The 13138-nt window shown below is 64.4% G+C and carries 13 protein-coding genes; 5 read left to right on the top strand and 8 right to left on the bottom strand.

The features are described from left to right. Positions 1–25: 25 nt before the first annotated feature. Genes AC51BJ_RS05500 through eat form a run of 3 tightly spaced genes read right to left on the bottom strand, consistent with a single transcriptional unit; the run spans position 26 to position 3730 of the window. Entirely contained in the window at positions 26–871 is an 846-nt protein-coding gene (locus AC51BJ_RS05500) for a TorF family putative porin (protein ID WP_496279573.1), read from the bottom strand. A gap of 38 nt (positions 872–909) precedes the next feature. After that, complete coding sequence (locus tag AC51BJ_RS05505; protein WP_496279574.1) at positions 910–2316, bottom strand: ethanolamine ammonia-lyase subunit EutB; 1407 nt, start codon at positions 2314–2316, stop codon at positions 910–912. Between the two features lie 10 nt (positions 2317–2326). Then, the gene (eat, locus tag AC51BJ_RS05510; RefSeq protein ID WP_430434637.1) at positions 2327–3730 is read right to left on the bottom strand and encodes an ethanolamine permease; all 1404 of its coding nucleotides are present in this window, start codon (positions 3728–3730) and stop codon (positions 2327–2329) included. A 213-nt stretch (positions 3731–3943) separates the two neighbouring features. Here eat and AC51BJ_RS05515 point away from each other — a divergent pair, with 213 nt between their 5' ends. After that, positions 3944–4963, top strand: a complete 1020-nt coding sequence (locus AC51BJ_RS05515; protein ID WP_430434638.1) for a helix-turn-helix domain-containing protein — start codon at positions 3944–3946, stop codon at positions 4961–4963. A gap of 136 nt (positions 4964–5099) precedes the next feature. Here AC51BJ_RS05515 and AC51BJ_RS05520 read toward each other — a convergent pair whose 3' ends face one another. Beyond that, positions 5100–5228 (bottom strand): hypothetical protein, encoded by a 129-nt coding sequence (locus tag AC51BJ_RS05520; RefSeq protein WP_020165347.1) that lies wholly within the window; start codon positions 5226–5228, stop codon positions 5100–5102. 81 nt (positions 5229–5309) lie between these two features. On the opposite strand from AC51BJ_RS05520, the gene AC51BJ_RS05525 reads away from it, so the two are divergent. Together AC51BJ_RS05525 and AC51BJ_RS05530 are read left to right on the top strand one after the other, a co-directional pair. After that, positions 5310–6095: a M90 family metallopeptidase gene (locus AC51BJ_RS05525; RefSeq protein WP_430434639.1), complete on the top strand. Its 786-nt coding sequence runs from the start codon at positions 5310–5312 to the stop codon at positions 6093–6095. Further along, positions 6092–6868 carry a hypothetical protein gene (locus AC51BJ_RS05530; RefSeq protein ID WP_496279575.1) on the top strand — a complete coding sequence of 259 codons (777 nt, stop codon included), beginning with the start codon at positions 6092–6094 and terminating at the stop codon, positions 6866–6868. Before AC51BJ_RS05525 ends, AC51BJ_RS05530 begins: the two co-directional genes overlap by 4 nt. 411 nt (positions 6869–7279) lie before the next feature. Here AC51BJ_RS05530 and AC51BJ_RS05535 read toward each other — a convergent pair whose 3' ends face one another. After that, a complete protein-coding gene (locus tag AC51BJ_RS05535) occupies positions 7280–7882 on the bottom strand; it encodes a TetR/AcrR family transcriptional regulator (protein WP_430434641.1) in 603 nt (200 codons plus the stop codon). A 79-nt stretch (positions 7883–7961) separates the two neighbouring features. Here AC51BJ_RS05535 and AC51BJ_RS05540 point away from each other — a divergent pair, with 79 nt between their 5' ends. Beyond that, entirely contained in the window at positions 7962–8435 is a 474-nt protein-coding gene (locus tag AC51BJ_RS05540) for a nuclear transport factor 2 family protein (protein WP_496279576.1), read from the top strand. Between the two features lie 109 nt (positions 8436–8544). Further along, positions 8545–9639, top strand: a complete 1095-nt coding sequence (locus AC51BJ_RS05545; RefSeq protein ID WP_496279577.1) for an NADH:flavin oxidoreductase/NADH oxidase — start codon at positions 8545–8547, stop codon at positions 9637–9639. Positions 9640–9703: 64 nt separating this feature from the next. Here AC51BJ_RS05545 and AC51BJ_RS05550 read toward each other — a convergent pair whose 3' ends face one another. The 3 genes from AC51BJ_RS05550 to AC51BJ_RS05560 form a co-directional block, all read right to left on the bottom strand. Next, positions 9704–10474: a PEP-CTERM sorting domain-containing protein gene (locus AC51BJ_RS05550; protein WP_304002357.1), complete on the bottom strand. Its 771-nt coding sequence runs from the start codon at positions 10472–10474 to the stop codon at positions 9704–9706. Between the two features lie 27 nt (positions 10475–10501). Next, on the bottom strand, positions 10502–11359 hold the full coding sequence (locus AC51BJ_RS05555) for a PEP-CTERM sorting domain-containing protein (RefSeq protein ID WP_496279578.1): 858 nt from the start codon (positions 11357–11359) through the stop codon (positions 10502–10504). A gap of 32 nt (positions 11360–11391) precedes the next feature. After that, on the bottom strand, positions 11392–13138 hold a 1747-nt coding region (locus AC51BJ_RS05560), incomplete at its 5' end, for a TonB-dependent receptor domain-containing protein (protein ID WP_496279579.1).

Consider the following 13138-nt stretch of genomic DNA (forward strand, 5'->3'; position numbering starts at 1 on the left):
GTCGCTGCCCGGGGCCGACGCCATTTCAGAAGGCCTTGGTCACGCTGACGAACAGCTTGTCCTTCGCAATGTCGGAATCCGACCGCCCGTTGTCCAGGCTGACGAAGTCCTTGTACGCGTTCGGCTCGCTCGATGCCGAGTAGAACACGCCGGCCGACCAGCCATCCGGCAGCGCGCGGGTGACGCCGACCTTGTAGTAGGTGATGTCCAGTCCGGTCGAATTGCGCACGATCTGGCGACCGATCTGACCGCTGACGTTCCACCCTTCGGCCACGTCGTATGCAGCGTTCAGTTCGAAGTAATGCGAACCGCGCGTGTTGCCGGTGACGCCGGCCGACAGGTCGCCGAAGAAGCCACCATTGACCGGCGAGTTGTTGGTGCTCCAGCCGAAGTACTCGTTCAGCGTGCGACCGGTCTTGAAGGTGAGCCATTCCCAGTTCAGCGCGACATAGGCCTCTGCGGTGTCGAGACGATTGCGCGCGTTGAAGCCGGTGAAGGGCGAATCGTCCCAGTTGGCACCCGGGTACATGTAATACACGGCGCCGACATCGACGCCTATCGTGTCCGCCACCTTGGTGCGATAGCCGCCATAGAGATCGGTTTCGACCGCTGCGCCCGGCAGCCAGTGATCGGACACGTTGGAGGCGAAGAAGCCGGCGTAGAAACCCGAACGGTGTGCCGCCTCGATGCTGAACTGCAGGGCCGGTCCGCCCCAGGTCTGCGACTGGCCGCGGAAGATGTAGTCGCTGACCAGCGTGACGCTCATCGGCACGGTCCAGTCCGAGGCCGGCGCGGCCTCCTCGGCGTGTGCCAGCGGCGCGGCGGCGAACAGGGCTGCACAGAACAGCGTGGTGTAGCGGATCGAAGTCATGAAGAAAGCTCCCGGTCTGTTTGAGATGGATGTGGATTTCATGCGGCGCGCGGCGAGGGCAGCGCCGCCAGCGAAGTGATGCCGTCGACCAGCGCGCGGCCGCTGCCGCGCAGCAGTTCGCCGTTCGGGTCGGTCAGGCCGATGGTCTGCAGCCAGCGCTCGAACTCGGGCGCGCGCTTCAGGCCCAGCGTGCGGCGCAGGAACAGCGCGTCGTGGAAGGAGGTGCTCTGGTAATTGAGCATGATGTCGTCCGCCCCCGGCACGCCGATCACGAACGGAATGCCGGCGGCGCCGAGCAGCACCAGCAGCGTGTCCATGTCGTCCTGATCGGCTTCGGCGTGATTGGTGTAGCAGACGTCGCAACCCAGCGGCAGGCCGAGCAGCTTGCCGCAGAAGTGATCCTCCAGCCCGGCGCGGATGATCTGCTTGCCGTCGTAAAGGTATTCAGGACCGATGAAGCCGACCACGGTATTGATCAGCAGCGGCTTGTAGCGACGCGCCACCGCGTAGGCGCGCGCCTCGCAGGTCTGCTGATCGACGCCATGGTGGGCGTTGGCCGACAGCGCACTGCCCTGCCCGGTCTCGAAGTACATGACGTTGTCGCCCAGCGTGCCGCGACCGAGCGACAGCGCCGCGTCATACGCCTCGTCGAGCACCGCCAGACTGACGCCGAACGAGGAGTTCGTCCTTTCGGTGCCGCCGACCGACTGGAACACCAGGTCCACCGGCGCGCCCTGCTCGATCAGCTTCACCGTATTGGTCACGTGCGTCAGCACGCAGCTCTGGGTCGGGATGTCGAAGCGTTCGATCAGCTCGTCCAGCATGTGCAGCAGGCTGGCGATGGCGGGCAGGCTGTCGGACGCCGGATTGATGCCGATCACCGCGTCGCCGGCGCCGCACAGCAGGCCGTCCAGCGTCGAGGCGGCGACGCCGCGCAGGTCGTCGGTCGGGTGGTTGGGCTGCAGCCGCACCGCCAGATGGCCGGGCAGGCCGATGGTGTTGCGGAACTGCGTCACCACGCGGCACTTGCGCGCCACCGCGATCAGGTCCTGGTTGCGCATGAGCTTGCTCACCGCCGCCACCATTTCCGGCGTCAGTCCCGGCGACACTGCGGCCAGCGTGTCGGCGTCGGCCGCGTCGTCGAGCAGCCACTCGCGGAAACCGCCCACCGTCAGATGGGCGATCGGTGCGAAGGCTTCGCGGTCGTGGCTGTCGATGATCAGGCGGGTGATCTCGTCCTCCTCGTACGGCACCAGCGCTTCGCTCAGGAAGGTGGCGAGCGGGATGTCGGCCAGCGCGTGCCGCGCCGCCACCCGGCGCAGCGCGGAGCCGGCGGCCACGCCGGCCAGCACGTCGCCGGAGCGGGCCGGGCTGGCGCAGGCCATCACCGTCTTCAGGTCGGGGAAGCTGAACGCCTCCCCGCCCACCGTCACGCGATAAGCCATGGCGCTCTCCTCAGCGGCTGCCGGCCAGCATCACGTCTTCAGGCGCGTCGGCACGCTGCTGGCCGGTCAGGAAGAAGTAGGCCGAGGCGAGCGCGAACAGACCGAGGAAGACGCCGGCCAGCAGCGTGTTGAACCACACCATCGCGCCGAGGCAGAACACGCCCAGCGCCAGCGCGATGGCCGGGAATACCGGATAGAACGGCGCGCGGTACGGACGTTCCAGCAGCGGCTCGCTTTTGCGCAGCTTGAACAGCGAGGCCATGGACATGATGTACATGACGATGGCACCGAACACCGACATGGTGACGATGTTGGCGGTCAGCGTCTGGCCGCCGAAGCTGATCCACGAGTCGCTGAAGATGGCGACCACGCCGATTGCGCCCCCCGCCAGCAGTGCGCGGTGCGGCGTCTGGAAACGCGGGCTGAGCGCGGCGAAGTAGCGCGGCAGGTAGCCGGCGCGGGCGAGCGCGAAGATCTGCCGCGAGTAGCCCATGATGATGCCGTGGAAGGAGGCGATCAGGCCGAACAGTCCGATCCACACGAGCATGTGCAGCCAGCCGCTGTTCTCGCCCACCACCGCCTTCATCGCCTGCGGCAGCGGGTCGTTGATGTTGGAAATCTGACGCCAGTCACCGACGCCGCCAGCGAAGATCATGACGCCGAAGGCAAGCACCAGCAGGGTGAGGATGCCTGCGACGTAGGCGATCGGAATCGTGCGCTTCGGGTCGCGCGCCTCCTCGGCCGCCATCGCCGCCCCCTCGATCGCCAGGAAGAACCAGATGGCGAACGGGATGGACGCGAAGATGCCCGCCAACGCAACGCCGGAGAACTCGTTCTGACCGGCCCAGCCGTTGGCGACGAAGTTCGCCATGCTCCAGCCCGGCGCGACGATGCCCATGAACAGCAGCAGTTCGAAGATGGCCAGCAGCGTCACGAACAGTTCGAAGGTGGCGGCGATGCTCACCCCCACCCAGTTCAGCGCGATGAATACGACGTAGGCACCGAGCGCGATCATCTTCGGATCGACGCTGGGGAACTGCACGTTCAGGTAGGCGCCGATGGCCAGCGAAATCGCCGGCGGCGCAAAAACGAATTCGACCAGCGTCGCGAAGCCGGCGATGAAGCCACCGAATGGCCCGAAGGCGCGGCGCGCGTAGGCGAAGGGGCCGCCGGCATGCGGAATCGCGGTCGACAGTTCGGTGAAGCTGAAGATGAAGGTCGCGTACATCGCGGCGACCAGCACGGTCGCGCACAGGAAGCCGAGCGTACCGGCCGAGTTCCAGCCATAGCTCCAGCCGAAGTACTCGCCCGAAATAACCAGCCCGACCGCAATGCCCCACAGCTGCAGCGGGCCCAGCACCTTCTTCAGCGACTGTGGGCCGCCCGCCCCCGCCGCGTTCAGTGTTGACGACATTTTTTCCTCTCCCGGATCTGTTCCGCCCGGCGCGGAACCTCTTTTTCATTCGATCACCGGGAAGGCGTCCCCACTATCCGGAATCGGAAAAGTCGCGGCGGTGCACTATCCCGAATCGGAAAAGCTGTTTGCGGCAGTTGGCACGGGGAATGCTAAGTCCCTGCAATCACGGTACATTCCTGTTCGCGCGAGCGACAGGAGGAGAGGCAGAACATGGGACATGACATCGCGCCAGCCCCGACCGCGGAGGACGCCACCAGAAGCGCCCCGAAGGACGGAATCCGCGTGTGCCGCAGCGACGACGTCGCCGAGCACGCGGACAATATTTCGCGCTGGCATCAGGAATACGAGCAGTTGTCGGGGGGCGTGTTCAGCGGCTGCATCCGCGAGATGCTGGTCGAGGACGGCCCGCGGCTGCAGGTTTTCCACGAGTACACGGAACAGGAAACCAGCCAGCAATGCGGCCCGTGGTCGGGCTCGGTATGGATGGGCCTGCCCGATCTGTCACGCACCGGCGAAGTGCGCTTCTGTGGCCGGCCGCACAGCGATGGGGTGCACCTGATGATGGCGCGTGCCAGCAGCGGCTTCACGCTGCGCACGCCGCGCGACTTCGGCATCTACGGCATCGTCGCCGACGAAGGCTGGCTCGCCTCACGCCTGACCGGCCGCCACGGCCACAAGCTCGAACAGCTGCTGCTGCACGGCTCGGTTGCCAGCCGCGCGCTCAGTCCGTCGCGGCACAGCGAACTGTGCTTCCTGATCGAAGGCCTGCTGGAACCGGTCGGTGCCACCACACCGTCCGGCGATCTGTGTGCCGATCTGGTCGATCTGCTGCTCGACAGCCTGGGCGACGACCCGACGCCGCCGTCGCGCACCGCGCTCGAACAGCGCCGTTTCGACATCGTGATGCAGGCGCGGCGCATCGCACTGAAGCCCGAAAGCTCGGTCGATGGCGTCGATGAACTGTGCGAACGCCTGCACGTCACGCGCCGCACGCTGCAGAACCACTTCAACAGCGTGCTCGGCATGGCGCCGAAGGATTACCTGAAGCGCGTGCGGCTGAACGCGGTGCGGCGCGCGCTGCAGCATGGCAGCGACCCGGCGCGCAGCGTGCACGACATCGCGATGCAATGGGGCTTCTGGCACCTTGGGCATTTTTCGCATGACTACCGCGAACTGTTCGGCGAACTGCCGTCCAGTACATTGCGGCGGGCGCTGAACGGGACGTTCTGAAGCGGGCGGCAGTGAGGGCGGTCGTTGTGAGCGCGGCCAAGGCCGCGACGTGTCCGCCCCACGCCGCGTCAACGAAAAAGGGCGACCGCTTGCGCGGTCGCCCCTCGCACACCTGTCTCACGACAGTTGCGCGGAATCAGGTCTTTGGCTTCTCCGGCTGGGAGCTCTGGGGTTTGGCGTCGCCGTGCTTTTCGCCCGGGCATGCAAGAACGGCACTGGACGACGCAAACATCGCCAGCCCCAGCAGGATCGCGAGACGTTTCATCACGGATCACCTCCTTTCGTGGTTGCAGAGCCTTCACAATAGGCGCTGACCCCACCCCGCGCAAGAGAGGATTACTTCCGGATGTTGCACTGGCTGCGCCGCCTCGTTTCCGCCGTCGAACCCGAATTGCCCGACGTACCTGACGAGCAGTGGGAACGCATCGAGGCCCGCCTGCCCTGGCTCGATTTCCTCGACCCCGCCGACCGGCCGCGCCTGCGTGAACTGGCGCGGCAGTTCATCGCCGGCAAGGAATTCCACGGTGCCCACGACACCGTGCTGACCGACGACATGCTGCTCGAGATCGCGCTGCAGGCCTGCGTGCCGGTGCTCAATCTCGGGCTGGACTGGTACGACGACTGGGTCGGCGTGGTGGTCTATCCGGGCGACTTCGTCGTGCCGCGACGGGTGACCGACGATGCCGGCGTCGTGCATGAATACGAGGACACGCTGGTCGGTGAGGCGTGGGAAGGCGGTCCGGTACTGCTGTCCTGGCAGCCGGAATCGCTGGCGGCCGACGGCATCAATGTGGTCATCCACGAGTTCGCGCACAAGCTGGACATGCGCAACGGCGAGCCGGACGGCCTGCCGCCGCTGCACGCCGGCATGAGCGTGCAGCGCTGGGCCAGCGTGTGGTCGACCGCCTACGAGCGCTTCTGCGCTGACGTCGATGCGGGCGTCGATACCGGCATCGACGAGTACGCCGCGGAAAGCCCAGCCGAGTTCTTCGCTGTCATGTCGGAGTGCTTCTTCGAGATCCCGGATCTGATACAGCAGGCCTGGCCGGATCTGTACGAGCAGCTGGCCCGCTTCTATCGGCTCGACCCTGCACCGCGCGCCCGCGCGCTGTTCCCGCCGGACGCCGCATGATCGAGGAACTGATCGCCTGGGCACGCATGGAGTGTCTGCCGGCAGCGCAGCGCCTCGGCCTGCGCCGCGAGGCGGCCGCACTGGCCGTGCGCCATCGCCGCCTGCGCGCGCAGTGGGCGGACCACATCGCGCAGACCCGTGCCGCATTGCTCGCCTCTGCCCGCCGTGCCGCCGCACTTCCCGATGCACCGCGTCGCGCCTGGATCATGGGCGCCGGTCTGCTACAGGACGTGCCACTGCGCGAACTGCTAGACCTGTTCGAAACCATCGATCTGGTGGACGTCTGCTTCGGCCCGGCTGCGCGCGCCGCCGCTCGCCGCCATCGAGGCCGGGTGCGCTGTGCACGGCAGGACGTGAGCGGCGTGCTGGAAGACCTGTCGCGCGATCCGCAGCGCGCTTCACCACCGATGCCCGCCGACGCCTGGTGCGCCTCGGTGAACCTGCTGTCGCAACTGCCACTACTGCCGTGCGCGGCACTGCTGAACAGCGGTGAGGCCGAGGCGGCCGTCGAACGCTACGGCACGGCAATACAGCAAGCGCACATCGACGCGCTGAGCCGCGTGCAACACGCCTGTCTGATCGTCGAGTACGCGCAGACACGAGCGACTGCGCCGGACGAAGTACTGCTGCCCGGTCTGCAGGACCGCCTCTTCAGCGCCGGCTGGGCCAGCGGCTCACGCTGGCACTGGCCGCTGAACCCGGAAGGCGAAGCCGACGAACCTTCCGGACGGGCGATGCAGGCGTGGTGGCGCAGCGGCGACGCCAGCCGCTGAGGACAAGCCCCTTCGCTGTACTCACCGCACACGCGCCCTCTCCCGGGGATGCGCGCGCCTCTGTGGGAGCGGCCGTGGCCGTGACACGGACGCCGCTGTCCGCAGTTTTGATGCAGGCCGCCGTCGGGGTCAGAAGACCCCTCCCACAGAACCCTCGCCCAGGCTCAGACCGCGGATCGGGCGCGATCCGTGTGGGAGCGGCCTTGGCCGCGATACGGCCGCTGCGCAGTCCGCCGCCTTCGATCCAGGCCGCTGTCGGGGTCAGAAAGGCCCTCCCACAGAACCCTCGCCCAGGCTCCAACCACGGATCGGGCGTGCTTCCCGGTGGGAGCGGCCTTGGCCGCGACGCGGCCGCCGCACGCGGCACATGTCGATCCGAAGCACACCTCGAAATCCCCGCTACGCAACGCGTCAGGCGTGCGCACGCTCCGCCCCCGCGAGCACCCGCGCAAACGCCCGAGCCAGCGGTGCGCGGGCGGCGTCCGCGCCTTCCATCTGCGCGCGCACGATGGCGCCTTCGATCGCCAGCAGCAGGTCGGCCGCCATCTCGTCGGGTCGCGCGCAACCGGCCTCGCGACAGGCAACTTCGATGCGCGCTGCCAGTTCCCGCTTGTGGGTCACCGTCATCGCCGGTGCTTCCGTACCCGCTTCGGCGTGACTGTTGATGAAAGCGCAGCCGCGGAAGCCGGGCGCGCGAAACCAGTCGTCCAGCGCAGCGGGCAGCGCGGTGAGCCAGGCAGCGGCGTCCGGCGCGCCGGTCAGGCGGCTTTCCAGCCAGCCCATCCAGCGCGCGTGGCGCAGGTCCAGATAGGCCTCGACCAGCGCCTGCTTGGTCGGAAAGTGGCGGTAGAACGAAGCCTTGGCGACACCCGACTCGGCAATGATGCGGTCGATGCCGGTGGCGCGCAGTCCGTGCCGGTAAAACAGCCGGTAAGCGCATTCGAGGACGCGGGTTCGCGCATCCTGCTCCGGCAGCGGACCGGGACCGGCTAGATCGTCGAGAGATGTGAACATCCATTCATGTTGACAGACAGACCTGTCTTGTTCAAGTATGTAGACAGACCTGTCTCTTTCCCACCACCGGAGCATTGCCATGACCGACGCCCCCCGCCCGCCCCTGCCGCCCTTCACGCCCGAAACCGCTGCGCAGAAGGTGCGCGCCGCCGAGGACGGCTGGAACAGCCGCGATCCGCAGCGCGTATCGCTGGCCTACACCGCCGACAGCCGCTGGCGCAATCGCGCGGAATTTCTGCGCGGCCGCGCCGAGATCGTCGACTTCCTGACCCGCAAGTGGGCGAAGGAACGCGAGTACCGGCTGATCAAGGAACTGTGGTGCACCGCCGGCAACCGTATCGCCGTGCGTTTCGCCTACGAATGGCAGGACGACGCCGGCAACTGGTTCCGCTCCTATGGCAACGAGAACTGGGAGTTCGACGACAACGGCCTGATGGCGCACCGTCACGCCAGCATCAACGATCTGGCGATCAGCGAGTCCGAACGCCTGTTCCGCTGGCCGCAGGGACGGCGCCCCGACGATCACCCCGGTCTGTCCGAACTGGGGCTCTGACGAAGCAGCCACCGGTGTCGCGAAGGTCGACGCGGGCCGGCGGTCGGCGGTAGATTGCGGGGCGCTGCGGCCACGCCGCCCGCCCTTCAACGACCGCGAGATCCCGTTCATGTCCAGCCCGCTCTTCCAGCCCTACGACCTCGGTGGCCTGAAGCTGTCCAACCGCATCGTCATCGCGCCGATGTGCCAGTACTCTGCCAGCGACGGCAATGCAACCGACTGGCATCTGATGCACGTCGGCCAGATGGCGCTGTCGGGCGCCGGCCTGTTCGTGATCGAGGCGACCGCGGTCGAGGCCGAAGGTCGTATTTCCGCCGCCGACCTCGGCCTTTGGAACGACGCCAACGAAGCGGCGCTGCGCCGCGTGCTCGAAGGTGTGCGCGCCCACTCCGGCATGCCGATCGCGATCCAGCTCGGTCACGCCGGCCGCAAAGCCTCGGTCGCACGACCTTGGGAAGGCGGCGCGCAGATCGCGCCGACCGCCGGCGGCTGGCAGACCGTGGCGCCCTCCTCGATCCCGCACGCTGCGCACGAGAACCCGCCACTGGCGCTCGACGCTGACGGCCTGCGACGCGTGCGGACGGCTTTCGCCGAAGCCGCTAAACGCGCTGCGCGGCTCGGGCTGGACGCGATCGAGGTGCATGGCGCCCACGGCTATCTGCTGCACCAGTTCCTTTCGCCGCTGGCGAACACACGCGACGACGCCTACGGCGGCGCACTGGAGAACCGTCTGCGCTTCCCGCTCGAGGTGTTCGACGCGGTGCGCGAAGCCTTCCCGCACGACCGGCCGGTCGGCATGCGCATTTCCGCCAGCGACTGGGTGGACGGTGGCTGGGACATCGAACAGAGCGTGGTCCTCGCGCAGGCGCTCAAGGCGCGCGGCGCGAGTTTCATCCACGTATCGAGCGGCGGCGTATCGACCGCGCAGCAGATTCCGCTCACGCCGGGCTATCAGGTCCCCTTCGCCGAGCGCATCCGCGCCGAAACCGGCCTGCCGACCATCGCCGTCGGCCTGATCACGGAGCCGGAGCACGCCGAGTCGATACTTGCCGCCGGCCAGGCCGACCTGATCGGCCTCGCCCGCGCGATGCTGTACGACCCGCGCTGGCCCTGGCACGCGGCTGCGAAGCTCGGGGCGCAGATCAAGGTGGCGCCCCAGTATCTGCGCTGCGCACCGCGCGAGGTCGCCCGCCTGTTCGGATGAAAAAAAGCCAGGCTCGAGGCCTGGCTCAAAGAAACGCCCGGTTGCCCGGGTCGAGGCGTGAAACTCAGATGCGGTTCATGCGGCGGCGGGCAACGAAGCCCACCATGCCCAGACCGGCCAGGAACATGGCGTACTCGGACGGTTCCGGCACGGCCGGGATCGGCGCGAAGCCTTCGAACATCGCGTTGCGCAACGGAGGATCGTCACCCGAAACGCTCGGCGCCTGTCGAATGCTGACGGCATTCGCGAGGTAGTCGAATTGAGTCGCGTTGGTCTTGATGACATACCACGCAGTGGTCGGATTACCCTCCTCGACCGAAATGTCAGTGCGGAAATCGACCACGTTGTCATCAAAAACGTCCGCCAGATTCGCCGGGCGCGTACGCGGCGAGTTGGAGTGCGCGACGCTCGAAACGCCGAAGTCAGACCCCGTCTGGAAATACCAGCCGACCGACACGTCGTAGCCGGCGAAGCCGCGTCGGAAAATGTCGTTGATCTCGACTTCGTACTCAAGGTCGCCTACTTCGACTTCGCCAACGAGGAGCTCGAAGCGCGACGCAAACAGCAAAGTGTTGTCGCTGTCGCTGCGGAAAACATAGTCGTAGAAGTTGCCGACATCGATACCGTCGTACAACACCGAACTTACCCGGGCTGCAGCACGCGTATAGCCTTCTGACGTCGGACTCCAACCAAAACCCAGCCACAACGGATCTTCGGTCACATCGTTCTGAGCAGTGATGCGAAGCTGTCCGGATTCAGGCAGTGCAACGAATGCGAGAGCGGAGCTCGATGCGAAGGCAGCAATAAGGGAAAGGGCGAGAACCTTGATTTTCATTTTTATCTCCTGAGAACTTCGGGGTAATTAAGCCTTGCGCTTGCGTGCCGCCCACGCCGTCAGCGCCAGACCGCCAAGCAGCATTCCGTAGGTCGAGGGCTCTGGCACGGCAGGTACGTTGGTCGGCACAAAACCATAGAACTCGTTTCCGACCAGCGGCTGACCTTCTTCGCCGGCTTGGAAGATGCCTACAGCCCTGTTGGCCAGCGTGTAGTACTCGGCATCTGTCTTCACGAGGAATAGTCCGCTCGTCTGATTGCCCTCGGCACGATTGACGTCCGACTGCATGCGCACGGTGTCTGCGTCATAGCGACGGATCCCCGTCAGTGAAGTACTCGCGGTTTGTGCTGCGTTGTACATGCGCAAGTCGGACGGAACGGTGAAGAGCCATGCCGCCGCGGCAGAGAAAGCAGTGCCGTCTTCCTCGAAGCCAAAGCGATACAAGAAATTCAGCTCGGCGTTCTTCTGGTGGTCGTCCTCTACCCCAAGAAGTACGCGGGTGCCAAAAACGAGTTTGTTATCCCGCGAATCGCGGAAAACAAAATCGTAGAGATGACCGATCTTGGTGCTGCTGCCTGCAAACGTGATGTCCGGCGTATAGACGAAATCGAGCAGCGTGAGCGTGCCCGACCCAATGGGAGACAATGTTTCCGGTTGAAATGCCTGGTAATTTATGGTCAGGATAACTTCGGGATCCGAATCCGAACGCACGAACTGCCCCCGCGGCGCTGAAAGATACAGCGGGTCGTCGAACTGTGAATTTTGGCCGGCGACAAAACCTACGTTATTGGAAGGCGTCGTCGGGAGCAGTTGAAAGTCACCCGCGTGCACCGATACGGACATCGACACGAGCAAAGATGGAAAGATTATCTTGATACAATTCACAGCACCCTCCTTTAAAAATCAACAACAAAAGATCACCTGCCCGGCAAATCCAGCGTGTAGTTCATAGTCAGCCAGATTGCCCGGGGAGCTCCAGGTCCGACAAAAGTGGTGTGCAACCAGTCATTCGAGTTGTAATTGAACCCCGCTCCATCACGCGCACCCCAGCGTGTTGGCGCGAAAGGATTCAGGCCCAGGTCTCCTGCCGTTACGTAGTCCTTGTTGAACACGTTATCGACGCGAACACTCAACAGCAGTGAGGGGCTGAACCTGTAGGAAGAGATGAAGTTGAAGAAGGCGTACCCGGGGTTCTTTCCGCGTCCCACATAGCGCCGACCAGGCTCCACGGTAATGGTCGGATCATTGAGTGCCGCTGTGGGTTGCCCGTTTGAATCCGTCCCTACCGGCTCATGTTCGTTATTTTCATTACCCCGAACAAATGCGGAGGAATGAGCAATCATCGACAGCCCGATCTCGAACTTGTCCGAAACCTGGTAGCCCCAGTTCAGGCGGAACGAATCCCGGGGAATCCCCGGAATCCGATCACCGGGTGAGATATTGAAGGTATTGAGCAGCCCGGCACGTGTCTCGGAACTGGAGTTCGAGCGGTTGACAAGCACTGCTTCGGATTCGTAAGTCGCATCGATCCGTGACCAGGACGCTCGGAACGAGTGTTTGCCCGACTTGCCCTCAACCGAAAGTTCGAACCCTTGACGGAGCGTTTCGCCGAAGGTGTCGAAAACACCTCTGTTACGCGAACCCATCGAAACAAAAAGAATGTCGTCCTTGAGTTCAGTGCGGTAAACCGATGCGTTCCACCTTATCGAACCGTCGGGGATGGAGGACGAACCACGAACACCCAATTCCACCGTGTGCGACCAGACCTGGGGGAGGAAAGGGTCACTCGAAAGCGCAGTGGGAATAGAACATCCAGGCGAGCTGCCCTGATTGATACCATCCGAGCTCTCGGACTCACGGTCCCGCGCACAGCCGAGCTCGATCGCCGACGGCACACGCGTACCCTGGCTGTAGTTCGAATACAGATTCAGGTCCGGCTCCGGCAACCAGGACACGCCAACGGAGGGGTTCAGGCTCCGGTAGACGTAATCACCCGATGTACAGTAATAGCGTGCGCCAGCATCGTCATTCTCTGCGCCGCACCTTTCGTAATTTGGGCGATTGAAATAGGCTTCATTGAACTGATAGAGCGGCCGCGGCCTGTCCGAAACGAGATAATTCTTGACGTTTGTCCGGTTATGTCTGAGACCAAAATTCAGATGAAGATTCGGACGGATGCTCCAGATGTTGTTGAAGAAAACAGATTTCGAATCACTGCTGCCGGTCAAGTTGTTCCGGATGATCTTTCGACGCAGGGCTTCCAGCCCGATATCGTCGAACCTGTAAGGTTCCAGGATCACACTCCGGTCATCCTGAATGAAGCCCAACATCTGCGACTGCTGAAAATCCACCGAATTCCTGTCCACCGTCGCACCGAGAACAAGCTGGTTTGTTTCGGTAACGTGCGAATACTGGAGGGAAATTCCGTAGGACTTCTGGCTCGACTTTCCGAAATTGACGAGGCCGTTTGGCGTGAGGCCACCACAACCAGTCCCGTCAACCTCGATTGCACCATCAATGGCACTGAATCCGTCCGGGCACACCGACACATCCATTGCACCCGCACGCCTTATTGCCTGCGACCACTCGTCCCAGAAATCGCCACTGAATGAATTCTGCGTAACGTTTCTCTTATAGATCTGTGCAGACAGTGTCGAGTTGTCG

The sequence above is a fragment of the Methyloversatilis sp. S146-33 genome (assembly GCF_059552495.1).

What these genes read in the sequence shown, in the direction of transcription:
- AC51BJ_RS05515 (WP_430434638.1), top strand. Translation starts at nt 3,944, where the DNA reads ATGGGACATGACATCGCGCCAGCCCCGACCGCGGAGGACGCCACCAGA.
- AC51BJ_RS05550 (WP_304002357.1), bottom strand. Translation starts at nt 10,474, where the DNA reads ATGAAAATCAAGGTTCTCGCCCTTTCCCTTATTGCTGCCTTCGCATCG.
- AC51BJ_RS05545 (WP_496279577.1), top strand. Translation starts at nt 8,545, where the DNA reads ATGTCCAGCCCGCTCTTCCAGCCCTACGACCTCGGTGGCCTGAAGCTG.
- AC51BJ_RS05525 (WP_430434639.1), top strand. Translation starts at nt 5,310, where the DNA reads ATGTTGCACTGGCTGCGCCGCCTCGTTTCCGCCGTCGAACCCGAATTG.
- eat (WP_430434637.1), bottom strand. Translation starts at nt 3,730, where the DNA reads ATGTCGTCAACACTGAACGCGGCGGGGGCGGGCGGCCCACAGTCGCTG.
- AC51BJ_RS05500 (WP_496279573.1), bottom strand. Translation starts at nt 871, where the DNA reads ATGACTTCGATCCGCTACACCACGCTGTTCTGTGCAGCCCTGTTCGCC.
- AC51BJ_RS05520 (WP_020165347.1), bottom strand. Translation starts at nt 5,228, where the DNA reads ATGAAACGTCTCGCGATCCTGCTGGGGCTGGCGATGTTTGCGTCGTCC.
- AC51BJ_RS05530 (WP_496279575.1), top strand. Translation starts at nt 6,092, where the DNA reads ATGATCGAGGAACTGATCGCCTGGGCACGCATGGAGTGTCTGCCGGCA.
- AC51BJ_RS05505 (WP_496279574.1), bottom strand. Translation starts at nt 2,316, where the DNA reads ATGGCTTATCGCGTGACGGTGGGCGGGGAGGCGTTCAGCTTCCCCGAC.
- AC51BJ_RS05540 (WP_496279576.1), top strand. Translation starts at nt 7,962, where the DNA reads ATGACCGACGCCCCCCGCCCGCCCCTGCCGCCCTTCACGCCCGAAACC.
- AC51BJ_RS05535 (WP_430434641.1), bottom strand. Translation starts at nt 7,882, where the DNA reads ATGTTCACATCTCTCGACGATCTAGCCGGTCCCGGTCCGCTGCCGGAG.